This window comes from Streptomyces sp. NPDC087310 (genome assembly GCF_044744405.1).
Lineage (GTDB): Bacteria > Actinomycetota > Actinomycetes > Streptomycetales > Streptomycetaceae > Streptomyces.
Map to the genome: position 1 here is coordinate 1,393,604 of NZ_JBIUYF010000001.1, position 24,443 is coordinate 1,418,046.

The 24,443-nt window shown below is 72.1% G+C and carries 19 protein-coding genes; 2 read left to right on the top strand and 17 right to left on the bottom strand.

All coding sequences use genetic code 11. The features are described from left to right. Positions 1-10: 10 nt before the first annotated feature. From ACIO3P_RS05745 to ACIO3P_RS05780, 8 genes are all read right to left on the bottom strand, one after another. Positions 11-1,423 carry a hypothetical protein gene (locus ACIO3P_RS05745; RefSeq protein WP_401855220.1) on the bottom strand — a complete coding sequence of 471 codons (1,413 nt, stop codon included), beginning with the start codon at positions 1,421-1,423 and terminating at the stop codon, positions 11-13. 67 nt (positions 1,424-1,490) lie between these two features. Continuing rightward, entirely contained in the window at positions 1,491-2,000 is a 510-nt protein-coding gene (locus ACIO3P_RS05750; protein WP_401794533.1) for a hypothetical protein, read from the bottom strand. 287 nt (positions 2,001-2,287) lie between these two features. Then, positions 2,288-4,597, bottom strand: coding sequence for a xanthine dehydrogenase family protein molybdopterin-binding subunit (locus tag ACIO3P_RS05755; protein WP_329826827.1), 2,310 nt, complete (start codon positions 4,595-4,597; stop codon positions 2,288-2,290). Then, the gene (locus ACIO3P_RS05760) at positions 4,594-5,946 is read right to left on the bottom strand and encodes a 2Fe-2S iron-sulfur cluster-binding protein (protein ID WP_401855222.1); all 1,353 of its coding nucleotides are present in this window, start codon (positions 5,944-5,946) and stop codon (positions 4,594-4,596) included. The genes ACIO3P_RS05755 and ACIO3P_RS05760 overlap by 4 nt, the downstream gene beginning before the upstream one ends. Further along, entirely contained in the window at positions 5,943-6,839 is an 897-nt protein-coding gene (locus ACIO3P_RS05765; RefSeq protein WP_399299654.1) for an FAD binding domain-containing protein, read from the bottom strand. The genes ACIO3P_RS05760 and ACIO3P_RS05765 overlap by 4 nt, the downstream gene beginning before the upstream one ends. A 334-nt stretch (positions 6,840-7,173) precedes the next feature. Next, a complete protein-coding gene (locus tag ACIO3P_RS05770) occupies positions 7,174-8,823 on the bottom strand; it encodes a beta-N-acetylhexosaminidase (RefSeq protein WP_329826824.1) in 1,650 nt (549 codons plus the stop codon). A gap of 335 nt (positions 8,824-9,158) precedes the next feature. Further along, positions 9,159-9,458 (bottom strand): DUF3039 domain-containing protein, encoded by a 300-nt coding sequence (locus tag ACIO3P_RS05775; protein WP_329826823.1) that lies wholly within the window; start codon positions 9,456-9,458, stop codon positions 9,159-9,161. 176 nt (positions 9,459-9,634) lie between these two features. Next, a complete protein-coding gene (locus tag ACIO3P_RS05780) occupies positions 9,635-10,195 on the bottom strand; it encodes a YqgE/AlgH family protein (protein WP_329826822.1) in 561 nt (186 codons plus the stop codon). 274 nt (positions 10,196-10,469) lie between these two features. On the opposite strand from ACIO3P_RS05780, the gene murA reads away from it, so the two are divergent. Beyond that, positions 10,470-11,810: a UDP-N-acetylglucosamine 1-carboxyvinyltransferase gene (gene murA, locus ACIO3P_RS05785; RefSeq protein ID WP_329826821.1), complete on the top strand. Its 1,341-nt coding sequence runs from the start codon at positions 10,470-10,472 to the stop codon at positions 11,808-11,810. 241 nt (positions 11,811-12,051) lie between these two features. On the opposite strand, the gene ACIO3P_RS05790 is transcribed toward murA, so the two are convergent. The 9 genes from ACIO3P_RS05790 to ACIO3P_RS05830 all read right to left on the bottom strand — a co-directional run bounded on the left by ACIO3P_RS05790 (position 12,052) and on the right by ACIO3P_RS05830 (position 23,068). Then, positions 12,052-12,333, bottom strand: a complete 282-nt coding sequence (locus ACIO3P_RS05790; RefSeq protein WP_004571953.1) for an HU family DNA-binding protein — start codon at positions 12,331-12,333, stop codon at positions 12,052-12,054. Between the two features lie 418 nt (positions 12,334-12,751). Further along, positions 12,752-14,179 (bottom strand): NAD-dependent malic enzyme, encoded by a 1,428-nt coding sequence (locus tag ACIO3P_RS05795; RefSeq protein WP_401855225.1) that lies wholly within the window; start codon positions 14,177-14,179, stop codon positions 12,752-12,754. 485 nt (positions 14,180-14,664) lie between these two features. Beyond that, the gene (locus ACIO3P_RS05800; RefSeq protein ID WP_401855227.1) at positions 14,665-17,145 is read right to left on the bottom strand and encodes a HelD family protein; all 2,481 of its coding nucleotides are present in this window, start codon (positions 17,143-17,145) and stop codon (positions 14,665-14,667) included. A gap of 62 nt (positions 17,146-17,207) precedes the next feature. Continuing rightward, a complete protein-coding gene (locus tag ACIO3P_RS05805) occupies positions 17,208-18,065 on the bottom strand; it encodes a zf-HC2 domain-containing protein (protein WP_329826816.1) in 858 nt (285 codons plus the stop codon). After that, on the bottom strand, positions 18,062-18,649 hold the full coding sequence (locus ACIO3P_RS05810) for a sigma-70 family RNA polymerase sigma factor (RefSeq protein WP_114624088.1): 588 nt from the start codon (positions 18,647-18,649) through the stop codon (positions 18,062-18,064). The genes ACIO3P_RS05805 and ACIO3P_RS05810 overlap by 4 nt, the downstream gene beginning before the upstream one ends. A 366-nt stretch (positions 18,650-19,015) precedes the next feature. Continuing rightward, positions 19,016-19,663, bottom strand: coding sequence for a CGNR zinc finger domain-containing protein (locus ACIO3P_RS05815; RefSeq protein ID WP_401855231.1), 648 nt, complete (start codon positions 19,661-19,663; stop codon positions 19,016-19,018). A gap of 116 nt (positions 19,664-19,779) precedes the next feature. Next, positions 19,780-20,310: a GNAT family protein gene (locus tag ACIO3P_RS05820; protein ID WP_329826814.1), complete on the bottom strand. Its 531-nt coding sequence runs from the start codon at positions 20,308-20,310 to the stop codon at positions 19,780-19,782. A 112-nt stretch (positions 20,311-20,422) separates the two neighbouring features. Further along, positions 20,423-21,562, bottom strand: coding sequence for a uroporphyrinogen-III synthase (locus ACIO3P_RS05825; RefSeq protein ID WP_329826813.1), 1,140 nt, complete (start codon positions 21,560-21,562; stop codon positions 20,423-20,425). 129 nt (positions 21,563-21,691) lie between these two features. Further along, positions 21,692-23,068, bottom strand: coding sequence for a nitrate/nitrite transporter (locus tag ACIO3P_RS05830; protein ID WP_401855233.1), 1,377 nt, complete (start codon positions 23,066-23,068; stop codon positions 21,692-21,694). Between the two features lie 264 nt (positions 23,069-23,332). On the opposite strand from ACIO3P_RS05830, the gene ACIO3P_RS05835 reads away from it, so the two are divergent. Continuing rightward, the gene (locus tag ACIO3P_RS05835; RefSeq protein WP_401855235.1) at positions 23,333-24,385 is read left to right on the top strand and encodes a LacI family DNA-binding transcriptional regulator; all 1,053 of its coding nucleotides are present in this window, start codon (positions 23,333-23,335) and stop codon (positions 24,383-24,385) included. The last annotated feature ends 58 nt before the right edge of the window (positions 24,386-24,443 follow it).

Below are 24,443 nucleotides of genomic sequence, written 5' to 3' on the forward strand. Positions count from 1 at the left end.
CCCTGCGACATCAGTCGATAACCGGAGGCACAATACGTCGCCCACCCTGCTGCCAGGTCTCCTCGTCTTCGACGAGGTAGTCCGGACGATTTCCCTGGGCGTCGTCACGACGACGTGCCGCGCCGTTGGAATGTGGCGCAACGGCTCCACCGCGTGCTGCTTGAGCGCCTTGTCTGCCTTCACCGTTCGCGCCGCGGACAAGGCCGGAGCCTCCCGGAGTGAACGGGCGCCCGGGGGTGGCACCAGGCTGCTGCGGACGGCCCATGCCAGCACCCATACCGTTGGCCATCGGGGGGCGCCCGTGCGCACTCTCGCCACCGATGACCGTGCCCCGGGGGATTCCTCCCGTTGGCTGGCCCGAGTTGGGCGGGACGGGTCGGCCACCGACAATGGCACGCTCCTGTGGCGCGCGTGCGGTCGGTCCTCCAGTAGGCCCGCTCTGCCCGGGCATCAGTGGAGCACGTACTCCGGCACTGGGTCTCCCCGTGCCGGGCTGCCCGGGAACAGGGACAGGACTTCCGACAAGTGTGGGCGGCAGCATTCCCGGTGCCGGGGTACCCCCCTCAGGGCGGCCGACTGTCACGGGAACGGTCGAGGGTGCAGAGGAAGGCGACAGCGTCGTCGGCAGCGTCTCCGCACCAGCGATCTCGGTGGTGGTGGCCCGCTCAGGTACCGTCGCAAGCGGAGGAGACGTCATGGCCGCACGGGACTGCGCTGCGACTCCCCCGGCCCCAACTGCGCCCTCGCTGTGCGCCAACGACGAAGCGCCAATGGCTCCGGGCATCGCACCGCTACCTCCGCTGCGCGCAATGCCCTGTTCACTGTCATCGAGGCCTTCAGCGTCCGGCACAAACGCCCCCGGCGGCGGCTGAAAAGTAGGCACCTCCAGCTTCGTCATCTGCGTCTGCGCCTGCTGGTACGACTGCGACAGCTTTCTCATCTCGTCGGCGGCTTCCAGGCGGCTCTTCTCCGCTCCCGCCTCCAGCGTCTCCAGCGACTTGCCCGCCACCAGCCCGGCGTCCGGGTCGTTGCGGTGGGCGTTCGCCGCCGCCAGGTTGGCCTTGGCGCCTGTGACGTCGCGGGGGATGGAGCTCTGCGCGACCGCGATCGCGTCGGACGTGCGGGAAAGCCACTTCGAGGCTTCGTCGCTGTACTCGGCCAGCCGGTACGTCGAGCTGGCCAGGCTCGCTCCCCAGCTCTCGAAGGCGTCCTTGCCCTCCCCCTCCCACTCCACCCGCTGTGGACGGAACTGGAACTGCTGGGCGATGTCGCGGATTTCGGCGGCCGCGGCCGACAGCCGGTCGGCCGCCGCCTGTACCGTCGCGCTGTTCGCCTTGTCCAGCCATGCCAGCATCTGCTCGTGTGACATGGCTTCGAAGGACGTCGAGCCGCCGCCCCCGTTGCTTTCGCCGTACTCCGCCATCCCGATGTCCTACCTGTTCCCCGTAGTCCCCGTGGTTCCCGTTCGACCGGCGCCGAAGCCCCGGCCGTTATTGAGCTACGACGCCGGCGGTGTCGCCCGGCTGCTCCTTGTTCTGGTCCTGCCCCTGGTCCTGCCCCTGGCTCTGTCCCTGGCTCTTGTTCTGGTCCGCCGCCGGGTCGAGTTCCGGGTTGTAGTGCTTCTTCATGTTCTTCTGAATCGCGAGCATCCGCGTCCGGATGTCGTCGTCCTCGCCCTCGTAGCCATGCTTGGACGACACCACCGCGATCCCCATGCCCTCCAGCGAGTCCGCCAGGAGTTGCGAGAGATCCTTGAGTTGCTTGATGACCGATGTGTACGCGGTCGACAGGCCGTTCGCTTCCGCCCAGGCGCCGCCGTCACCGCCGAAGTGGCTTCGGCCCACCGGCTCCTGGCCCACCTTGTCCGGGGCGGCCGGTGAGTCGTTCAGGTTGGTGATCAGCTTGTCGACGCGCTTCTTGAAGTCCATCATCGACTCGGCGTCGTAGAGCATGGAGGCCATCGCCGGATGGACCGAACGCAGCATGCTTTCGTCGCTCATCGGCGTTCACCGGCCCCCGGGCCCGAACCCCCGCGCCCGCCGTTGTCCCCGCTCGGGACATTCTCCCCGCTCAGGACATTGTCCCTACTCAGGACGTTGTCCCCGCTCAGGACGTCCGTGATCAGCACGGATGCCTCCCCCCTTTGCCAACATCTGACTCATGAGCTTAGCCAGTGGTGCCGACACCCCGCACTTCAAGGTCACGACCGCAACGAGAATCACGCCGACGCCCCGCGGGGACCCCGCGCAGGGGACGGGCGCGTCCGCCGAGGATCGGGCTCGGGTTCCTATCCGCCCGGCGCCGCCGCCACCGCCGCCTGGGGGCGGATCGGGAGGCGGCTGATCGGGCGGCCCGTCGCGGCCCTTACCGCTGCGGCCACCGCGGCCGGGGAGGTGACGACCGGGGCCGCGCTGGCCGGTTTGGCGCCGAAGGGGGCTACCACGTCGCGTTCCTCGACCAGCCGGACGATGCGGATGTCCGGGGCGTCCAGGGACGTCGGGAGCGCGTAGCCGGTGAGGTCGGGGCGGCGGATGAGGCCGCGGGTCGTGCGGAGGTTCTCCGTCAGGGCGGTGCCGATGCCCTGGGTGATGCCCGCCTCGATACGGGTGGCGAGCTGGGCCGGGTTGAGGACGCGGCCGACGTCCTGCGCCACGGCCATCTCCACGACCCGGATCGAGCCGAGTTCGATGTCGACGTCCACCACCGCGCGGATCGCGCAGAAGGCCATGCCCACGAAGGCGTCGCCCTGGCCGGCGTCGTCCAGGGGTTCCGTGGGGTGGGGGCGGCACTGGGCCGTGGCCCAGAGTTCCTTGCCGTCGAGCGCCTCCGTGACGGTCGTGGAGAGCACGCCGTCGTACGAGGTGATCTTGCCGTCGGTGATCTGGAGCAGTTCGGTGGACATCCCGAACTTGTGGGCCAGCGGCTGGAGGAGCTGCGTACGGACCATCTTCGCGGCCCGTTCGACCGCGCCGCCCGAGACCCAGGTGTGCCGGCCGTGGGCCGCGGGGCCCGCCGGGGGCTGGTCCGTGTCGACCGGGGCGACCTGGACCTCCTCGATGCCCAGGGTCTCCTGGACGATCTGCCGGGCGAGGGTGGTGAAGCCCTGTCCGGTCTCGACGGCGGCGCAGATGACGGTGGCGATGCCGTCGTGGACCTTCACGGTCGCCGTGGAGACCTCGTCCGCGCCCTCGGCGCCGAGCATGTGGACCATGCCCAGCGCGTAGCCGACGCCGCGCCGTACCGCGCCCGGTTCGCCCGCGCCCTCGGGGCCGCCGGGGAGCAGCCAGGCGGCTTCCGGGGTGTCCTTGGGGAGGGGGGGCAGGGGGTAGTCCCGTACGGCGGTGAGGAGTTCGGCCACCGGGGCCGGGCAGGTGACCGTCTGGCCGGTGGGGAGGATGTCGCCGGTGGCGAGGACGTTGCGCAGGCGCAGTTCGGCCGGTTCGAGGCCGAGTTTGGCGGCGAGCTTGTCCATCTGGCCCTCGTACGCGGCGCAGACCTGCATGGCGCCTTCGCCGCGGACGTGGCCGGAGGGCGGGTTGTTGGTGCGTACGGCCCAGCCTTCGATGAAGGCGTGCGGGACGACGTACGGGCCGCAGGCGAAGGCGACGGCCGCCGCGAGGGATTCGGAGGAGGCGTCGGCGTACGCGCCCGCGTCCAGCAGGATCTGGGCCTCGACCTTGACGAGGCGGCCCTCGGCGTCCGCGTGGTGGCGGTAGCGCAGCAGGGTCGGGTGGCGGTGGGCGTGGCCGAGGAAGGACTCCTCGCGGGTGGCGGCGAGTTTGACGGGGCAGCCGGTGCGCAGGGCGAGGAGCCCCAGCGGGATCTGGAAGCCGGGGTCCTCGCGGTCGCCGGTGGCGCCGGGGACGCCGGTGACGACGACCTTGACCTGTTCGGGGTCGAGGCCGAAGCAGGCGGCGGCCAGGTCGCGGTCGGTGTGGGGGTCGGTGGAGGCGGTGTAGATCTCGACGCCGCCGTCCGGTCTCGGTACGGCGAGGCCGGCCTCGGCGCCGATGGGGGCGGGGTCCTGGCGGCCGATGCGGTAGAGCCCTTCGACGATGACCTCGCCGGTGAGGTCGGGGTCGCCGTAGCGCAGCGGGATGTGGCGGATGAGGTTGCCGTCGGGGTGGAGCGGTTCGGCGGCGAACGCCTTCTCGGGGTCGGTGACCGGTTCGAGGATCTCGTACTCGACGGCGATGGCCGCGGCGGCGAGCCGGGCCGTGTCGGGGTGGTCGGCGGCGACGGCGGCGATGGCCTCGCCGTGGTGGCGTACGACGTCGGAGGCGAAGACGGGGCGGTCGACGACGCTCCTGCCGTACGCGGAGTCGCCGGGGATGTCGGTGTGCGTGACGACGGCGCGTACGCCGGGCATGTCGGCGGCGGCGGCCGTGTCGACGGAGACGATGCGGGCGTGCGGGTGCGGCGAGCGCAGGATGGCCGCCCACAGCAGGCCCTCGGCCCACAGGTCGGCGGCGTACGGGAACGTGCCCTCGGTCTTCGCGCGCGCTTCGGCCGGCGCGAGTGAGGCTCCGAGGCCGTGCGCGGGCGGCTCCTGGTGGGGACCGTCGAGCGCGGTCCCGGTGGCCGCGTCGTTGCTCACGCCATGCCTCCGTCGGGCGAGTGCGGGTGCGGGTTCGGGTTCGTGTGCGGGTCACCGGCGGCGCCGGTCCCCGGGGGTGCCTGGTGCGGGATGCGCGCTTCCTCGGAGGCGGCGGCCGCGGCTTCCGCGCTCGCCTGGCGTTCGGCGACGACCTCGCCGACGGCGTCGAGGACGCCGCGGTAGCCGGAGCAGCGGCAGAGGTTGCCGCAGAGCGCCTGGCGGGTCTCCAGCTCCGTGGGGGCGTGGTTGCCCTCCAGGAGGTCGTGGACGGTCATGGCCATGCCGGGGACGCAGAAGCCGCACTGGACGGCCCCGCAGGCCGCCAGGGCCCGCTGGACGTCGGAGGGTTCGCCGTCGACGGCCAGGCCCTCGACCGTACGGACCTCGGATCCGGCGGCGGTCGCCGCGGGGACGAGGCAGGAGGCGACGAGCCGGCCGTCGACCTGGACGTTGCAGGCGCCGCACTCGCCCTGGGAGCAGCCGTCCTTGGCGCCGGCGAGGCCGAGGCGTTCGCGCAGCACGTACAGCAGCGACTCGCCGATCCAGGCGTCGGTGACGGGGCGGTCGGCGCCGTTGACGCGCAGGACGTAGGAGCCCGCGGGGTGTTCGGCGCTGTCGTTGCTGTGGGTGAGCGGGGCGAAGTCGTGGTCGGGCGAGGCGTCGGGCGCGTGGTCCGGCTCGGGTGCCGCTTCCGGTACGGGGCCGGGCGCGGCCTCGGTCTCCGGGGCGGGCTCGGGTACGGAGGGGTCCTCGGCCGGTTCCGGCGCCCAGGGCGCGGGGGCACCGCCGGGCAGGGTCGCGGGCGGGGCCTCGCCGGCCCACTGGGAAGCCAGTACGGAGGTGCTGAACTCGCCCGACTCGTCCGGGAGGTCGCCTCCGGCGACCGGGATCGTCCACTGGCCGGTGAGTTCGGCGGGGGCGTCGGCGGGTGCTTCGGCGGAGTGCGCGCCCGCTTCCTGGACGACGTCGCTGAAGTTCCAGTGGCTCGTGCCCTGTGGCTCGTAACCGCCGGGCCCGTAGCCGCCGTGGCCGTACCCGCCCTGGCCGTAGTCGCCGCTCTGGCCGTACGCGGCGTCCTGGGCCCCTGCGACGGGCTGGGCGGCCCAGCCGCCGGGCCCGGCCTGATCGGTCCTGGACGGGTCGCCGGGGGCCTGTGGCTCGATGCTGGGCGGTACGTAGCCGTGCCCCGGCGCGGCCAGGGGCGCGTCCAGGGAGTCCTCGGGCGGCAGTTGCACGAAGGCGGTCGCCTCGGCGTCGTAGTCGCCGCCGTGCGGGACGGGCTGCCAGCCGCCCTGGTGCTCGGCGGGCCCGGCGCCCTGGCCGGATCCGGAATGGTCGTTGGTGGTCACGACAGCGCCCTCCCCAGTGCTCGTCGGGCCAGCGCGGCGACGGTGCGCCGCAGGTGCAGTACGGCGGCGGACGGCGCGGGCGCCTCCCCGCCGTCGGCGGGCGGCGGCGGGTCCGGGATGCACGCGGCGGCGACGTACTCGCCGAAGGCGGCGAGCGCTTCCTGCGCGAGCCCCCGCGCGCCGTCCCAGTCGATCAGCGAGGCGATCCAGCGCTCCGCTTCGAGGGGGCGCAGCGGCATCGGGGCGATCGCGCCGACCGCGCAGCGCACGCCGCGCCGCGCCGGGTCGAGGACGACGGCGACGGACGCGGTGGCGCGGCCGGGGCCGGTCCGTCCCGTCGCCTTGAGGAAGACCTGCGGGGCGTGCAGGAGCGGGACGCGGACGAAGCCGATGAGTTCGGCGGGGGCGAGCATCTCGCGCCCCGCCAGGAGGTGGGAGACGGGGATCTCGCGGCGCGCGGCGCCGGGTCCCGCGACCACCAGGTCGGCTTCGAGCGCGGCGAGGACGGGCAGGGCGTCACCGGTCGGCGCGGCGGTGGCGATGTTGCCGCCGAGCGTGCCGGCGTTACGGATCTGGGGCGGCCCGGCCGCGCGCGCCGAGGCGGCGAGCGCGGGGATCAGGGCGGCGAAGTCGGGCCTGCCCATGCGCGCGTGCGTGAGGCCGGCGCCGAGCAGGGCGTGGCCGTCCTGGTAGTGCCAGCCGCGCAGTTCACTGATCCGGCCGAGGCCGACCAGTCCCGCGGGCCTCAACTGGCCTTTGTTGACGGCCGCCATCAGGTCGGTGCCACCTGCGACGGGCACGGCGGCAGGCATCTCGGTGAGCGCCGCCACGGCCTCGTCGAGCGAGGCCGGCAGCGTCACGAACTGCGCCGTCTGCGGTGCGTGCGTGGTCAACCCCACTGCCCCTTTCCGGTGTCCCGGTGTCCCGCCTGTGTTGCCGTACCGTACGTGCTCACAGGCCGGACGTGGCAACTCTGGCACATCTTCCGGGCAGGGCGACGCGAGGGTCCACGAAGGGCGCATCCGTCCCCGACCAGGGGGAAGGTCCGCTTTCACCCCTCTTCGCCGCCACATACTGAATGCCACTCTTCGGCGGTCGTTGTATGACTTATCCGCCTGGGGTGACGGGGAGTACGGCGCGCCTTACCGTGGCTAGGATCCGTCCCGGATCGGCCGGGAACCGTCCCGGATCCGACGCGGATCCGCCCCGACTCCGGCCCGGATCTGCTCAGATCCGCGGCGGCGGCCCTTCGAGCGGCCGTCCCGCGACACCGGGGCGGCGCTGCCAGGGCAGCGGGCCGCCGGGCGGCCGGTAGGCGACCCCGAGTGCGTCAAGACGCCGGTAGTGCTCCGTCATGCGCTGTTCGAAGTCGGCGAAATCACGTTCCCCGGGGGCGGGCAGGGCCGACCAGGCGACCTCGGCGAAGGCGGCCAGGCGCGGGAAGACCTGGTAGTCGACGCGGGAGCGGTCCTGCATCACCTCGGTCCAGACATTGGCCTGGGTGCCGAGGACATGGGCGGCCTCCTCCTCGGTGAGCTGCGGGGGCAGGGGCTCGAAGCGGTAGACGTCCTCCAGGGTGCGGACGTAGCCGATGGGCATCGGCTCGTCCTCGCCGGGCGCCTGACGGTGGTCCAGGTAGACGTACTGCTCCGGGCACATGACGACGTCGTGGCCGGCCCGTGCGGCGGCGATGCCGCCCGCGTAGCCGCGCCAGGACGAGACGGCGGCGCCCGGCGCGAGGCCGCCCTCCAGGATCTCGTCCCAGCCGATCAGGCGCCGCCCGCGCGCGGTGAGCCAGCGGTCGAAGTGGCGGATGAACCAGGACTGGAGCTCGTCCTCACCGGCCAGGCCGAGTTCGCGGATCCTGGCCTGGGCGGCCGGGGAGCGCTTCCACTGGTCCTTGGGGCACTCGTCACCGCCGACGTGGATGAACGGCGAGATGTCGGCGGGGAAAAGGTCGAGTATCTCGGTGAAGACGTCCTCGTAGAACCGGAGGGTGTTGTCGGTGGGGGCGAGTACGTTGTCGTTGACGCCCCAGGTGTCCCAGACGGTGAGGGAGGTCGTGTCGATGACATCGGTGTTGCCGAGTTCCGGGTACGCGGCGATGGCGGCCTGCGAATGGCCCGGGATCTCGACCTCGGGGACGACGGAGATATGGAGCGCGGCGGCGTGCGCGACGATTTCGCGGATGTCGTCCTGCGTGTAGTAACCGCCGTGCGGTTTCTCGTCCCACAGCTCCGAGGCGCGGTGGCCCCATTTGGTGCGGGCCCGCCAGGCGCCCACCTCGGTCAGTCTCGGACGGCTCTTGATCTCGACGCGCCAGCCCTGGTCGTCGGTGAGATGGAAGTGGAAGACGTTCAGCTTGTGGGCGGCGAGCAGATCCAGCCACCTCAGGATGTCGTCCTTGGGGGTGAAGTGGCGTGACACGTCGAGCATCAGCCCCCGCCACGCGAAGCGCGGCGCGTCCTCGATGACCGTCATGGGTACGGACCAGTGGCGCCCGGACCCCAGGGGCGCCGCGCGGAAGGCGTCGGGGCCGAGGAGCTGACGGAGTGTCTGGGCGGCCCGGAAGACCCCGGCGGCGCTGCCGCCGTCGATCCGGACGGCCTCGGCGTCCACGGTGATCCGGTGGCCCTCGGGGCCCAGTTCGCGCGCGATGTCCGCGCTGACGCCGAGGACGATCAGGTTGTCGCCGGGGCCCGTCCCCGCGTCGGGGAGCAGGGGCAGTCCGGTGGCGGCGCCCACGGTGGTACGGAGCCAGTGCGCGACGCCCTCCGTGCCGGGCCCCGCCGCGACCGCGGTCTCCGCGTCGAGCGGGAAGGCGTCCGCGGTGCGCGGCGCCGGCCAGGAGCGCAGGGGGTCGGGGATCAGGTCCATGGTGGGTCGCTCCTCCGCGCCGGGTTCGGGGTGCCGGTGCCGCGACCGGCGCCGGGTCCCGGACGCACCGGCCCGGGACCGCTTGCCTACCCGGGATCGGCGGCTCCCAGACCGGGGCCGGCGACCTGCCCGACCGGCCGGATCCCGCCGCCCCGTCCCGGCGACCGGAACCGGCCACGCCCGCGCCTCCGGAACCCGCGGGCCGCGCCCGGCCCGTGCCCTGCCCGTGCCGTGCCCGCACCCCGCCCCGGCCCGTGGGTCCCGGGAACGCGTACGGCCCCCGGAGCACGTGCTCCGGGGGCCGTACGAACGGCGTACGAACGGCAGGCGGGCGGCTACTTCTTGCCGCTGTCCTTGCCGCTCTTCCCCTTGTCCTTGTCCCCGCCGGGGCCCATGGACTCGTAGATCTCCTTGCACATGGGACAGACCGGGTACTTCTTGGGGTCGCGCCCCGGCACCCAGACCTTTCCGCACAACGCGACCACGGGAGTGCCGTCGAGCGCACTCGCCATGATCTTGTCCTTCTGGACGTAGTGGGCGAAGCGCTCGTGGTCGCCGTCGCCGTGCGACACCTGGGGTGTCGGCTCCACGAGGGTGCTTGTACCTGCCCCGCGATCGGGCTCAAGAGTGCTCATGGGAACCAAGGGTACCCACGCCGGAGGCATCACGGAGTAGCCGGGTCCGTGCACTCCGCAGCCGAACACGCGCCCGTCGCGGCGACACGCCGGGCACGGACCTCTGAGTGGCGAGTTCAGGCCACGGCTCAGCCCCTTCAATTGACGGGGCTGGCGCCGGCTCCCTCACCGCCTCCTCAATTGAGGGAGGGGTCGTCCGGGTACGTCGCGACCATCGCCAGTTCGCTGCGCTGTCTGCGCAGCACGGCGCGCCACAGGCTCTCCGGGCGCGGCGACGACACGTCGCCCGGCTCGGACTCCACCACGTACCACGCGCCTTCGCGCAGCTCCCCTTCGAGCTGGCCGGGGCCCCAGCCCGCGTACCCGGCGAAGATGCGCAGCGAGCCGAGCGCCCGCGCCAGCAGCTCCGGCGGGGTCTCCAGATCGACGAGGCCGATCGCCCCGTGCACCCTGCGCCACCCCAACGGCCCCTCGTCGCCCGGTATCACGGCGAGCCCCAGCGCCGAGTCCAGCGAGACGGGGCCGCCCTGGAAGACCACGCCCGGCTCGCCCGCCAGCCCGCCCCAGGGCTCCAGGATGTCCCCGACGCCCACGGGCGTGGGCCTGTTGAGGACGACGCCGAGCGAGCCCTCGTCGTCGTGATCGAGCAGCAGGACGACCGCGCGCTCGAAATTCGGGTCCGCCAGGGAGGGTGTCGCGACAAGCAGCCGCCCTGTGAGCGAGGACACCTCGGTCATGCGAGACATGATCCCGCATATTCGCCGTCCGCGGGGCGTGCCCGGCACAGTGGGCGTGCGCGCAGCTCAGGGCGCACGGCGGCAACGGGAGCGCACGGCGCGCCGGGAGCCGCGGCGGTGACCCTGCGCGAGGGACGTTCCACCGTACGTATCAAGGGCGTTCCCGTACGTGTCCATTACGTATCCGACGCCGCCCGGGCCTTACGGCACCGGGGGTGAGGAGCCGTACCCTTTTCCTTGGCCACCCGCCCGCCCACTCCGGAACGCGAGATTCATGACCGGCACTGACGATGTAATGCTTGTCCACGGCGGCACCCCGCTGGAGGGCGAGATCCGGGTCCGCGGCGCGAAGAACCTGGTGCCGAAGGCCATGGTCGCCGCCCTCCTCGGCAGCGGCCCGAGCCGGCTGCGCAATGTGCCCGACATCCGCGATGTGCGGGTGGTGCGGGGACTGCTGCAGCTCCACGGCGTGACCGTGCGCCCCGGCGACGAACCGGGTGAGCTGATCCTCGACCCGACGCATGTCGAGAGTGCCAACGTCGCCGACATCGACGCGCACGCGGGTTCGTCCCGTATCCCGATCCTCTTCTGCGGACCGCTGCTGCACCGGCTCGGCCACGCGTTCATCCCCGGTCTCGGCGGCTGTGACATCGGCGGCCGGCCGATCGACTTCCACTTCGACGTGCTGCGCCAGTTCGGCGCGACGATCGAGAAGCGGGCGGACGGGCAGTATCTGGAGGCCCCGCAGCGACTGCGCGGCACGAAGATCCGGCTGCCGTACCCGTCGGTCGGCTCGACGGAGCAGGTGCTGCTGACGGCCGTGCTGGCCGAGGGCGTCACCGAGCTGTCGAACGCCGCGGTGGAGCCGGAGATCGAGGACCTGATCTGCGTGCTCCAGAAGATGGGCGCGATGATCTCGATGGACACCGACCGGACGATCCGGATCACCGGTGTCGACCGGCTGGACGGCTACACGCACCGCGCGCTCCCGGACCGGCTGGAGGCCGCGTCCTGGGCGTCGGCCGCGCTGGCCACCGAGGGCAACATCTACGTACGCGGCGCGCAGCAGCGGTCGATGATGACGTTCCTCAACACCTTCCGCAAGGTCGGCGGCGCGTTCGAGATCGACGACGAGGGCATCCGCTTCTGGCATCCGGGCGGCTCACTCAACGCGATCGCGCTGGAGACGGACGTGCACCCCGGTTTCCAGACCGACTGGCAGCAGCCGCTGGTGGTGGCGCTGACGCAGGCGTCGGGGCTGTCCATCGTCCACGAGACGGTGTACGAGTCGCGGCTCGGGTTCACCTCGGCGCTCAACCAGATGGGCGCGCACATCCAGCTCTACCGGGAGTGCCTGGGCGGCTCGGACTGCCGCTTCGGGCAGCGCAACTTCCTGCACTCCGCGGTCGTGTCGGGCCCCACGCGGCTCCAGGGCGCCGATCTGGTCATCCCCGACCTGCGGGGCGGCTTCTCGTATCTGATCGCGGCTCTGGCGGCCCAGGGCACGTCCCGGGTGCACGGGATCGATCTGATCAACCGTGGCTACGAGAACTTCATGGACAAGCTGGTCGAGCTGGGCGCGAAGGTCGAGCTGCCGGGGGGCGCGCTCGTCTGACCGCCTGTCGCGCGCTGCTGTGGCCCCGTCTCCTCGGAGCGGGGCCACAGGCGTCTGCGGGGCCGTTCGGGGCTGAGGGGCCGCCCAGGGCCCTCTGACGGGACGGCAGCCCGCGGCCACGGCTGAAGAGCCCGCGGCCAAGGCTGAAAGACGGAGAACACAGCGGAGGCGGCTCCCCGGTCGGGGAGCCGCCTCCGTGCGTCGCCTGTGCGGGGTGCGGTTTACCCGTACCCCTTGGCGCTTACTTGCCCTTGGCGGCTTCCTTGAGCTTGGAGCCCGCGGAGACCTTCACGCTGTAGCCGGCCGGGATCTGGATCGGGTCGCCGGTCTGCGGGTTACGAGCGGTGCGAGCGGCACGGTGGGTGCGCTCGAAGGTCAGGAAGCCGGGGATGGTGACCTTCTCGTCGCCCTTGGCGACGACCTCGCCGACCGTCTCGGCGAGAGCGGCCAGCACAGCGTCGGCGTCCTTGCGGGTCACCTCGGCGCGGTCGGCCAGGGCGGCCACCAGCTCACTGCGGTTCATGTTTGTACTCCCGTGTTCTTCTTGCCTGTGAGGCGTGAGATCGAAGCCGATGCTGCCAGGGCCCTCGGACAGTCCCCGGACCCGGGTCTGCTGACAGACCCTCGCGCCCGAATACGCATCCTGCCCCCACCAGCGGCGGGAAAGCCAATCCGGCACCCTCCGGAGCCGGACGAAGAGCGCCACTGCCTCGTCGTCGTGACGTTCCGTCGACTCTGTGGAGACTCCTTGGAGCCTTGGGGCCCTATGAGCCCTCCATGAGCCCGCCGGAGGCCCTGAAACCTCCCTGGAGCTGCGGGGCTCATGGTCCGCCACCCTAGAGGGGCCCGCCTGGCCCGGCGAATCGCGACGCGCCGGGCACCGGACGGACGTGAGATGTACCGCAGTGGCCGCTACCGTGACCGGCCCGGGGTGGGCATGGTCACACCGACGGCGTCGCGTCGCCCTCGGCGGCCTTCGCCGCGTCACGCACCGCGCCCGCGACCGCGCCGGCGACCTTGTCGTTGAAGACGGACGGCACGATGTAGTTCGGGTTCAGCTCGTCCTCGGTGACGACGTCCGCGAGGGCGGTCGCCGCCGCGAGCATCATCTCCGTGTTGACCGTACGGGACTGGGCGTCCAGGAGGCCGCGGAAGACGCCGGGGAAGACCAGCACGTTGTTGATCTGGTTGGGGAAGTCCGAGCGGCCCGTGGCCACCACGGCGGCGGTCTCGCGGGCGATCGCCGGGTCGACCTCGGGGTCCGGGTTGGCCAGCGCGAAGACGACCGCGCCGTCCGCCATGGCGGAGACGTCCTTGCCGTCCAGGACGTTCGGGGCGGAGACGCCGATGAAGACGTCCGCGCCGACCACGGCCTCCTTGAGGGTGCCCGTGACGGCCTCGGGGTTGGTGTTGTCCGCGATCCAGCGCAGCGGCGACTCGGGGGCCGCCTCGACCAGGTCCGCGCGGCCCGCGTGGACCACACCGTGGATGTCGGCGACGACCGCGTGCTTGACGCCGGCGGCGATCAGCAGCTTGAGGATGGCCGTACCGGCCGCGCCCGCGCCGGACATGACGACCCGTACGTCACCGATGGACTTGCCGACCACGCGCAGCGCGTTGGTCAGCGCCGCGAGGACCACGATGGCGGTGCCGTGCTGGTCGTCGTGGAAGACGGGGATGTCGAGCGCCTCGCGCAGCCGTGCCTCGATCTCGAAGCAGCGGGGCGCGGAGATGTCCTCCAGGTTGATGCCCGCGAAGCCGGGGGCGATCGCCTTGACGATCGCGACGATCTCGTCGGTGTCCTGGGTGTCCAGGCAGATCGGCCAGGCGTCGATGTCGGCGAAGCGCTTGAAGAGGGCCGCCTTGCCCTCCATCACCGGCATGGCGGCCATCGGGCCGATGTTGCCGAGGCCGAGCACCGCGGAGCCGTCCGTCACGACCGCGACGGTGTTGCGCTTGATGGTGAGCCTGCGGGCGTCCTCGGGGTTCTCCGCGATCGCCATGCAGACCCGGGCCACACCCGGCGTGTAGATCATCGAGAGATCGTCACGGTTGCGGATGGGGTGCTTGGACTGCATCTCGATCTTGCCGCCGAGGTGCATCAGGAACGTACGGTCCGAGACCTTGCCGAGGGTGACTCCCTCGATCTCCCGCAGTTCCTCCACGATCTGGTCCGCGTGGCTCGTGGAAGTCGCGGCGATGGTGACATCGATCCGCAGCTTCTCGTGGCCGGAGGCGGTCACGTCCAGGCCGGTCACCGAGCCACCGGAGGACTCCACGGCCGTGGTGAGCTGGGAGACCGCGGTACCGCTCGCGGGCACCTCCAGCCTGACCGTCATCGAGTACGAGACGCTGGGCGCCGTTGCCATGACCGAGTCCTCTTCTTTCCCTAGCCGCATTGCCGCCCCGCGGGAACTCACGTTCCTACGCGACCTTCAGATGGTCGCACCTACCCGCAGGTAACGGGTAAAGACCTTTATCTACGGAACCCGCGTTCGCCCTTTCGGGACATCGTCCCTGGACATCGCGGGGCCGAGGCCGTCGCACGGCGGCGCGAAAGACCTTAACAGTGGTGTCTTCAACAAAAGCAGGCCCCCACCGTTCTCCGGTGAGGGCCTGCTGAAGTGAGTGTGAAAGATGACACCGACCCGCCATGCTCGCCTCGCGGCAAGTGGTCGCTCGTAGCGACGAAGGTTGGGCCCGGGGGCTTGGATCGGGCCGGTGCCACACCCAGGCTAACAAACCACCCCGGTAAGTGATTCCCTCCTCGCGAGTTGACCGGAAGTCAATGCGTACGGTCAATCCCCGGCCGGGCCCTGGCGGCTGCCCGCGTCACTCCCCGAGGCCGCCCGCGTCACTCCCTGAGCAGGTCGGGGACGCCCTCGGCGTCCGGCTCGTCGCGGGCCGCCGAGACCACCGTGAGCTGCTGCGTCGCCCGGGTCAGCGCCACGTACAGGACCCTCAGGCCGGCCGGGGACTCGTCGGCGATCTCCGCGGGCGAGACCACGACCGTCGCGTCGTACTCCAGCCCCTTGGCCTCCAGGCTGCCCAGCGCTACCACCCGGTCCCCCAGTCCGGCCAGCCAGCGCGCCGCCTGCTCGCGCCGGTGCATCGCGACGACGACCCCCACCGTGCCGTCGACCCGGTCCAGCAGGTCCTGGGCCTGCGCCCGTACGGCCCCGGCGAGGTCCCCGTCCGACACGACCGCGAAGCGCGGCCGTACGCCCGTGGAGCGCACCGCGCGCGGTGACTCCATGCCGGGCATGGCCAGCGCCAGGACCTTCGACGCCAGCTCGGCGATCTCGGCCGGGTTGCGGTAGTTGACGGTCAGGGTGAAGCGGCGGCGCGGCCGGGTGCCGAGCGCCTCGTCCCTGGCCTCCGCCGCCTCGTCCGGGTCCGACCAGGACGACTGCGCGGCGTCGCCGACGACCGTCCAGGTGGCGTGCCGGCCGCGGCGGCCGACCATCCGCCACTGCATGGGCGTCAGGTCCTGCGCCTCGTCGACGATGACGTGCGCGTACTCCGTGCGCTCCGCCGCCAGCCGTTCCGCGCGCTCCCACTGCGACTCCTCGCGCCGCGGCATCAGCTCCTCCAGACCGGTGAGCTGGTCCAGCGGGTCGAGATCGCGGCGCCTGCGCTTGCGGGGCGGGGCGCCGAGCAGGGTCTCCAGCTCGTCCAGGAGGGCCACGTCGTGCACGGAGAGCGGTCCGGTGCCGTCCGGGCCCAGCCGCTTGAGGGAGCGGGCCAGGCGCCGGGTCTCGCCCGGGTTGAGTACGCGGCGGGACCAGCGGCCGAGCCGGCGCTCCTCGGCCATCGAGGCGAGCACCCCGCGCGGGGTCAGCTCGGGCCACCAGGCGTCGAGGAAGGCGAGGAAGCTGTCCTCCGAGGTGATGTCCTCGTCGAAGGACGACCGCAGTTCGGCCGCCAGTTCGGGGTCGGTGTGGCGGCCGGCGGAGCCGGACTTCGACCAGAGGGCGTCCAGCAGGAGTCTTCGGGCCCTGGGTCTGAGCAGGTTGACGGGCGCGGTGCCGCCGAGCACGGAGTGCCGGATGCGGCGCAGCTCGTCGTCCTCCAGTTCCAGGCGGCGGCCGAAGGCGACGACCCGCAGCAGGTCGGTCCGTACCGCGGGGCCGGGCGTGGCGGCGTCGTCGGCGTCCTCGTCGGCGGCGGCCTCGGGGGACTCGGGGGACTCGGGGTCACCGAACGCGAGCTGGCCCACCGGACCGCCCGTCCGGGCCCCGCGGGACGGGGCGGGCCCCGTCCCGGCTTCCAGCGCCCCTCTGGCGGCCTTGCGCAGCACCTTCAGCATCCGGGCCGAGCCCTTGACGCGGGCGACGGCCGGTTCGTCGTACGCCGTGGCCTCGGCGCCGTCCACCAGCGAGCCGACCGCGCGGATCGCGACCTGTCCCTCCTCGCCCAGCGACGGCAGCACGCCCTCGGTGTACGCGACGAGCAGCGGCGTCGGCGAGACGATCAGGATGCCGCCCGCGTACCGCCGCCGGTCCTGGTAGAGCAGGTAGGCGGCGCGGTGCAGCGCCACGGCGGTCTTGCCGGTGCCGGGGCCGCCGGAGACCTCGGTGACGGAGGCGGCGGGCGCCCGGATCACCAGGTCCTGCTCGGCCTGGATGGACGAGACGATGTCCCGCATGGTGTGGCTGCGGGCCTGCCCGAGGGCGGCCATCAGCGCGCCGTCGCCGATCACGGCCAGCGCGTCGCCGCCGAGCGAGGCGGTCAGCTCGGGGCGCATCAGGTCGTCCTCGACCCCGAGGACCTGGCGGCCCTTGGAGCGGATGACGCGGCGCCGTACCACCCGGCCGGGATCGACGGGCGTGGCGCGGTAGAACGGCGCGGCGGCGGGCGCGCGCCAGTCGATGACCAGCGGCGAGTAGTCGGAGTCGAGCACCCCGATCCGGCCGATGTGCAGGGTCTCGGCGATGGCGGCCGTACGGTCGGGCCCGACGGCGTCGTCGGCGGGCTCGACCGAGGTGTACGCGCCGTCCGGGCCCTTCCGGCCGTCCTTGCCCCGGAGGAGGTCGATCCGGCCGAAGAGGAAGTCCTCGAACTCGTTGTTGAGCCGGTTGAGGTGGATCCCGGCCCGGAAGACCTGGGCGTCCCGCTCGGCGAGGGCTCCCGGCGTACCGACCTGCCCCCGTTTGGCGGCGTCGTTCATCAGGAACTCCGCCTCGTGGATCTTCTCCTCCAGGCGGCGGTACACCTGGTCGAGATGGTGCTGTTCGACGCCGATCTCACGGGCGCGTACGGAGTCGTGCCCCGTGTCGCGTCCGGGATCGACGGCGGGTCCAGCGGATTCAACAGCGGCATCCTGCGCGGCCACCGAGGCCCCCTTCATGACGTGCGTCGGGCAGCCGTCAACCGTACGCGAAGGGGGCACGTATGTCAGGCGTCGATCTCCAGCAGTCGCTTGCCGTCGTCGGTCCGTACCTCGAAGTGATCGAACTCGCTGTCGGTCATCGACGTACTGCCCTGGATGTAGAGCGGCTTCCTGGCGTCCTTGTTCGAGCTGTCGGGGATGCCGTACCCCCACTTGGGCACGGACCAGGTCGTCACGACCTCCTGCTCGCCCGTCTTGGAGACGGCGATCAGGCTGCACGTCAGCGGCCCCTTGACGTTCTTCAGCTCCAGGGTCATCAACGTGCCGTAGAGCTTCTCCTCCATGGCGACGGTCCCGCTGACCCCCGTGACGGGGTCCGTGCCGCCGACCTTGTTGGTGATGTGGCCGAAGTCCTGCGCGGCGGTGGAGCGTGTGGCAACGTTGCTGGTCTCATTGCCGCCGCTGCCCTGCGTGGCCACCCCGACCGCGACGGGACCGCCGACGATCAGCGCCGCTGCGGCGGCGACGAGGTAGAACCCCCGGCGCTTGCGCTTGGCGCGTTTCGCCGCGACCTCGTCGACCAGCTTGTCGAGAAGCTGGGGACTGGGCCGTACGGAGACGGACGGGGTCGGGAGCTGGGAGAGCGGGACCGGGGGCGGAGCCTGCGGATTGATGGAGGACACCGAGGCCATCGAGCCCGGTGGCCCCATGGAGCCGAACGGGTCCGGGTTGTCCGCCAGCATCGCCAGCATCGGTTCCATCCCGGAGAACTCCTCCAGATGGACCGCGCAGATCCGGCACCCGGCCAGATGCGCTTCGAAGATGGAGGCGTCGACATCGTCCAGAATGCCGAGAACATACGCGCCGACGGTTTCATGCACAGTACTTTCGTCGCCCAGTCCGTACTGCTCGTGCGTGGTCATGCCGAGACCCCCCTCTCCTCCAACGCGAGCTTCATCGAACGCAGTGCGTAGAACACACGGGAACGCACCGTCCCGCTGGGTATGCCGAGCGTCTCCGCCGCCTCATTGACCGTACGCCCCTTGAAGTACGTCTCCACGAGTACTTCCCGGTGGGCGGGGGTCAAATCCTCAAGGGCATCTGAGAGCGTCATAAGCCACAACGCCTTGTCGATCTCGTCCTCCGCGGGCATGACCTCCAGCGGCGACGGATCGACTTCCTGCGGCCGGGCCTGCCGGCTGCGGTGTCCGTCGATGACGATGCGCCGGGCGACCGTCACCAGCCAAGGTCGGACAGAGCCGGTCGCCCTGTTGAGCTGACCGGCGTTCTTCCAGGCACGGATGAGCGTCTCTTGCACGACGTCCTCGGCTCGCTGGCGGTCGCCCGCCACGAGACGCATGACGTAGGCGAGCAGCGGTCCGGCATGTTCCCGGTAGAGGGCTCGCATCAACTCCTCGTCAGGTGCGGGAGTGTTGGTGCGCGGTGTCGCGCTCCGGTGTCGGGCCCGGTGAGGGCGGTCATCGGCCACGGCCGCATCCTTGCGCACCTAAACCTCCCGGTCGAGACCTTCATGGCTGCTTCTCCCTCATCACTACGGAAGCCCGACCAGCGGTGCTCAACCATTCCGAAAAAACTTTCAAGATCTTTTGGGCGCGCTCCCACGCCCCCTGGGCGGGTTGCACGCCGATCCGGGCCGCGCACGGGGATTCGTGCAGAACTCATGGAGGACATGTCTGTGACTCGCAAAGAAGGCGCGCAGAGTTGGCTTGAAATAGCGCAAGAACCTTATGGAATCGGCCGGAGAGGCACCCTTGTCCGGCCAACCGCAGTATGCCGAACGACCGTTCGCACGGCCGTCGGCGAGTTCAGGGGTGCGTTCAGGGTGCGCTCAGGGGTGCGCTCAGGGGTGCGCTCAGGGGTGCGTGACGGAGGCCGCTCTGCGCCGGTGTCTGGCGACCCGTTCACGGTTCCCGCAGACCTCGCTGGAGCACCAACGGCGGCGCCGCCCCCGCGAGGTGTCGAGGTAGACCCGCCGGCACCGGTCGCCCTCGCACCGCCGCAGCCGGGCGCGCGCGTCCTGGTCGGTGAGGAGTTCCACGGCGTCCCTGGCGACGGCGGCGAGCAGCGCGGCGCACTCCGGCTCGGGGATCGGCGCCCGTACGAGGACACCCGCGTCGTTCCGTACGGCCCTGATCCCCGGCGGCGCCCCGGCCGCCAGCGCGTTGACCCGCTCCAGGGCGGCGGGCGCCTGCCGGCCGTCGATCTCGGCGCGTACCAACCGCCCTATACCGTCACGGAGTTCGGCGAAGGAGCGGACCCAGTAGGCGTCGATGCCGGAGAGCGGGGTGCCGGGCGGCAGCAGTCCGGCGCCGAGCAGCCACCGGCCGAGCGGTACGGCGCCGTCGAGCCGTCCCCGTCCTCCCGCGGCCGGTTCCGCGGTGGCCATCAGGTCCAGGCAGACCCGCCCGGAGTCGAACCGCCAGCCGTACGCGCCCGCGCCCGCCGTCGTGTTCGCCGTGTTCGCCGTACGCGCCGTGCCCACCGTCCTGCCCGCCGCCATGCGCCTGTCACCGCCTCGGACTCGCCGTGGGTGCCGCCCCGGGTTCCGTCCTCCCCAGAGTGCCCGCAAGGCGGCGCGACCGGAACCCCCGCCACCGGCCGCTGTCCGATACCGCGTCAGGGGGCCGTGTTCGGCGGGCCGTTGTGCAGGATGCGCTGGAAGAGATGGTGATCGCGCCATGCGCCGTCGACATGGAGGTAGTCGGGCGCGGTGCCGATCAGTTCGAAGCCGCATTTGCGCAGTACGCGCTGGGACGCGGCGTTGGCGAGAACGGTCCCCGCCTCGACGCGGTGCAGCCCCAGATCCTCCCTGGCCGCCCGGCAGACCTGCTCGACCAGGCGCGTCGCCAGGCCGCGCCCGGTGTACTCGGCGTCGACCCAGTAGCCGAGGTTCGCGCTGCGGAAGGGCCCGAGCGCGATGTGGGAGAGGGTCGCCTGGCCGACGACACGCTCCCCGTCCTTGAGGTGCCAGAGCCGTTCGGACGGGTCGGCGAGCCGGTGGGCCTGGGCCTGCGCGGTGAAGAAGTCGGCGGGACGTATGGGCCCCCAGGGCCGCATGTGGTCACGGTTGCGCAGCAGCGCCTCCGCGACGCGCTCGGCGTCGCCCGGAGTGGCGGGGCTGATGAGGATCGAGGAGTCATGGGCCATCTCCGTACCGTACCGACGCGTGTACGAACCCCCGGGCGGTTCAGGCGCGTTCCGAGCCGTTCACGCGCGTTCGGAGCCGCTCGCCGCGCGCTCCGAGCCGTTCCCGCGCGGCTCAGGCGTCGGCGTACTTGGAGTCGGCCGACGGGTCCAGCGCCAGCCGGTAGCCGCGCTTGACCACGGTGTGGATCAGTTTCGGGGCGCCCAGCGCGGTCCTGAGGCGGGCCATCGCGGTCTCGACGGCGTGCTCGTCGCGGCCGGCGCCGGGCAGCGCGCGCAGCAGCTCCGCCCGCGGGACCACCCAGCCGGGCCGCCGGGTCAGCGCCTTCAGCAGGGCCATGCCGGCGGGCGGCACCGGCCGCAGCTCGCCGTCGACGAGGACCGCGTGGCCGCGGATCTCCATCCGGTGACCGGCGACCGGCAGCGTACGGGCGCGTCCCGGCAGCTCGGCACAGAGCACCTGGACGAGCGGGCCGAGGCGGAAGCGCTCCGGCTGGACGGTGTCGATCCCCCGCGCCTGGAGCGGCAGCGCGGTGACCGGTCCGACGCACGCCGCCAGCACGTCGTGGTGGAGGGCGTCGAGCAGCTCGGTGAGCCGGCCGCGTTCCTCGGCGCGGGAGAGCAGCGAGGCGGCGGCGGGCGCGCTGGTGAAGGTGACGGCGTCCACGGAGCGGGCGACGGTCGCGTCGATCAGCCGGTCGACCGGGGCGAGGTCCTCCGGCGGCATCCAGCGGTAGACGGGGACGACCACCACGTCGGCGCCGCCCGCCCGCAGCGCCTCCACGAAGCCCGGCAGGGGTTCGCCGTGGAGCTGGAGGGCGATACGGCGCCCCTCGACGCCCTCGCCGAGGAGCCGGTCCAGGACCTCGGCCATGGATTCGGAGGTGGGCGACCACGCCTCGGTGAGCCCGGCGGCCCGGATGGCGCCCTTCACCTTGGGTCCGCGGGCCAGCAGTTCGACGCCGCGCAGGCAGGAGAGCAGGTCCTCGCCGAGTCCCCAGCCGTCGGCCGCGCCGACCCAGCCGCGGAAGCCGATCGCGGTGGTGGCGACGACCACGTCGGGCACGCGGTCGATCAGCTCCTTCGTGGCCGTGAGCAGCTCCGCGTCGTCGGCGAGCTGCACGATGCGCAGGGCGGGCGCGTGCACGACGGAGCCGCCGCGGCGCTGGAGCAGCGCCCCCAGCTCATCGGCGCGCCGGGCCGCGGTGACCCCGATGGTGAACCCCGCGAGCGGGCCGTGCTGCTGATCGTCCATACGTCGCCTCCCGCTCTCTCCCGCTCGCGCTCACCCGCGGCTCGGACTCGTCAAGGCGTCCGAGCCTGTCAACCGCGCGTGACGGGCCCGGTACGCCACCATTTCACCGAGGTTACGTACGGCTCCGGTCTAGACCTCGGCGTAGCTGAGCTTGGGCTTGCTCTCAGCGTGTACGGAGCCGGTCGGCACCCTTCGAAGGTATACCGCCCAGGTGAGGGCGAAGCAGCAGGCGTAGAAGAGCAGGAAGGCGACGAACGCCGAGGTGCCGGTCCCGGCCGTCTGGAAGGACTGCCGGAAGGCGAGGTTGATCGCGAGCCCGCCGAGCGCGCCGACGGCCCCTATCAGTCCCATGGACGCCCCGGAGAGCCGGCGGCCGTACGCGGCGGCGGCCTCGCCGGACATGCCCTGGTCCAGCGCCTTCGCCTGGAAGATGCCGGGGATCATCTTGTACGTGGAGCCGTTGCCGAGCCCGGTGAGCAGGAACAGCGCGACGAACCCGACGAGGAAGACGGTCAACGACTCGATCACGGAGGCGAAGACCACGACACCGGTCGCCGCGGCCATGGCGGCGAAGTTCCACAGGGTGATGCGGGCGCCGCCGTACCGGTCGGCGAGCGTGCCGCCGACGGGCCGGACCAGGGAGCCGAGGAGCGGCCCGATGAAGGTGATCGAGGCGGCCTGGAGAGGGGTGCGGCCGAACTGGGTCTGGAGGACGAGCCCGAACGCGAAGCTGTACCCGATGAACGACCCGAACGTCCCGATGTAGAGGAACGACATGATCCAGGTGTGCCGGTCGCGTACGGCTTCCCTGGCGGCGCCGGTGTCGTTCGTGACGGGCGCGAGGTTGTCCATGAACAGCGCGGCGCAGAGGGCCGCGCCGATGATCAGCGGGATGTAGACGCCGAGCACGATCCGGGGGTGCGCGGCGCCCGCGACCCCGATCACCAGCAGCCCCACGAGCTGCACGACGGGTACGCCGATGTTCCCGCCGCCCGCGTTGAGGCCGAGGGCCCAGCCCTTCTTGCGCAGGGGGAAGAAGGAGTTGATGTTCGTCATGGAGGAGGCGAAGTTCCCGCCGCCGACCCCGGTGAGCGCCGAGACCACCATGAAGGTGGTGTACGAGGTCCCGGGCTCCATGACGGCGAACGCGGCGACGGTCGGCAGGAGCAGCATCAGCGCGCTGAAGATCGTCCAGTTCCGTCCGCCGAAACGCGCGACGGCGAAGGTGTAGGGGACCCGCACGATCGAGCCGACCAGGGTGGCGGTCGCGATCAGGAAGAACTTCCCGGCCGGGTCGACGCCGTACTCCGGCCCCATGAAGAGCACCATCACGGACCACAGGGTCCATATGGAGAAGCCGATGTGCTCGGAGAGGACGGAGAAGAGCAGATTGCGCCGGGCGACCCGCTCCCCCGTCTCCCGCCAGAAGGAGTCGTCCTCCGGATCCCAGTGCTCGATCCAGCGGCCCCCTTTACGTGCTGCGACGGTGGTGATCGGGGCAGTCATCACGCCTCCACGGACGGGTTCGGTAGGTGATCCCCGACCGTAGATACGGCGCGTTTCGCCCCCGTGCCTCAAAATGACCGCCGCGCAACCTTGCTCTCACCCGGGGCGGGGGGCCGCTGTGAGCGGGGTTCCGGCCGCGGCGCGCGGACCGGACGGGGGCCAAATCCGGGGCGGCGTCTCCCGCGCGCGGATTATCGTTCCAACTCGGGGTGGCACAGCACGCGTTGGAACAGCCGGCGCGCCCCCGGACGCGGAGGAGACCGCATGGCGCGTACCACGACAAGATCCACCGGCCACCCCGACCGGCCGGCCACCCTGGCACTGGTCGCCCAGCGGGCGGGGGTGTCGCCGCAGACCGTGTCCAACGCGCTCAACGCCCCGGAACTCCTCGCACCGCCGACCCTGGAGCGGGTCCGCAGGGCGATAGCCGAGCTGGACTACCGGCCGCACCAGGCCGCGCGCGCCCTGCGGACGCGTACCAGCAAGCTGATCGGCTACGGGGTCCACCCCATGACCCACGGGAGGTCCGGGCCGGTGATGGACCACTTCCTGCACGCGCTCTCGCGGTCGGCCAACGAGGCCGGGTACCGGGTGCTGCTCTTCACCGCGCCCGCCGGGGCCGAGTACGAACCCGACTGCTACGCCGGGCTGCTGCGGGAGCAGCCGGTCGACGGCTTCGTCCTCACCCACACCTTCCGGGGCGACCGCCGCCCCGACTGGCTGCGCAAGCGCGGTATCCCCTTCGTCGCCTTCGGCCGCCCCTGGTCGGCGCGGCCCGCCGGGGACTGGGTGGACGTGGACGGGGCCCACGGCACCTCGGCCGCCGTCGACCACCTGGTGGCGCTGGGCCACCGCAGGATCGCCTTTCTCGGCTGGCCCAGGGGCTCCGGCGTGGGCGACGACCGGGCCGGGGGCTGGCGGGAGGCGATGCGCCGCCACGGGCTCTCCGTGCGCGGGCTGCGGCTGTACGCGGAGAACGACGTGGACGCCGCGCGGGACGCGGTGGCCCCGCTCCTGTCCGCCGGTACGACCGCCGTGGTGGCGGTCAGCGACACCCTCGCCCTCGGCTGCTACCGCGCGCTGCTGGAGGGCGGCCGTACGCCGGGGCGGGACGTCGCCGTCGTCGGGTTCGACGACTCCTCCGCCGCCGCGCTGCTCACCCCGGGGCTGACCAGCCTGCGCCAGCCGCTGCCCGAGGTGGGCCACGCCTGCACCCGGCTGCTGCTCGCCCGGATCAAGGAGCCGCTGGGCGAGCCGGAGCAGGTGCTGCTGCCGCCCTCGCTGGTCGTCCGGGAGAGTTCGGCGCACGCGGTCTGAGGCCCGCCCGCCGGGGCCGTCCGCCGAGCCCGCCCACCGGGGGCCGACCACCGGGCCC

What these genes read in the sequence shown, in the direction of transcription:
- ACIO3P_RS05780 (WP_329826822.1), bottom strand. Translation starts at nt 10,195, where the DNA reads ATGACCGAGGTGTCCTCGCTCACAGGGCGGCTGCTTGTCGCGACACCC.
- ACIO3P_RS05835 (WP_401855235.1), top strand. Translation starts at nt 23,333, where the DNA reads ATGGCGCGTACCACGACAAGATCCACCGGCCACCCCGACCGGCCGGCC.
- ACIO3P_RS05770 (WP_329826824.1), bottom strand. Translation starts at nt 8,823, where the DNA reads ATGGACCTGATCCCCGACCCCCTGCGCTCCTGGCCGGCGCCGCGCACC.
- ACIO3P_RS05745 (WP_401855220.1), bottom strand. Translation starts at nt 1,423, where the DNA reads ATGGCGGAGTACGGCGAAAGCAACGGGGGCGGCGGCTCGACGTCCTTC.
- ACIO3P_RS05830 (WP_401855233.1), bottom strand. Translation starts at nt 23,068, where the DNA reads ATGACTGCCCCGATCACCACCGTCGCAGCACGTAAAGGGGGCCGCTGG.
- ACIO3P_RS05750 (WP_401794533.1), bottom strand. Translation starts at nt 2,000, where the DNA reads ATGAGCGACGAAAGCATGCTGCGTTCGGTCCATCCGGCGATGGCCTCC.
- ACIO3P_RS05795 (WP_401855225.1), bottom strand. Translation starts at nt 14,179, where the DNA reads ATGGCAACGGCGCCCAGCGTCTCGTACTCGATGACGGTCAGGCTGGAG.
- ACIO3P_RS05815 (WP_401855231.1), bottom strand. Translation starts at nt 19,663, where the DNA reads ATGGCGGCGGGCAGGACGGTGGGCACGGCGCGTACGGCGAACACGGCG.
- ACIO3P_RS05805 (WP_329826816.1), bottom strand. Translation starts at nt 18,065, where the DNA reads ATGACCACGCACGAGCAGTACGGACTGGGCGACGAAAGTACTGTGCAT.
- ACIO3P_RS05820 (WP_329826814.1), bottom strand. Translation starts at nt 20,310, where the DNA reads ATGGCCCATGACTCCTCGATCCTCATCAGCCCCGCCACTCCGGGCGAC.
- ACIO3P_RS05825 (WP_329826813.1), bottom strand. Translation starts at nt 21,562, where the DNA reads ATGGACGATCAGCAGCACGGCCCGCTCGCGGGGTTCACCATCGGGGTC.
- ACIO3P_RS05790 (WP_004571953.1), bottom strand. Translation starts at nt 12,333, where the DNA reads ATGAACCGCAGTGAGCTGGTGGCCGCCCTGGCCGACCGCGCCGAGGTG.
- murA (WP_329826821.1), top strand. Translation starts at nt 10,470, where the DNA reads ATGACCGGCACTGACGATGTAATGCTTGTCCACGGCGGCACCCCGCTG.
- ACIO3P_RS05775 (WP_329826823.1), bottom strand. Translation starts at nt 9,458, where the DNA reads ATGAGCACTCTTGAGCCCGATCGCGGGGCAGGTACAAGCACCCTCGTG.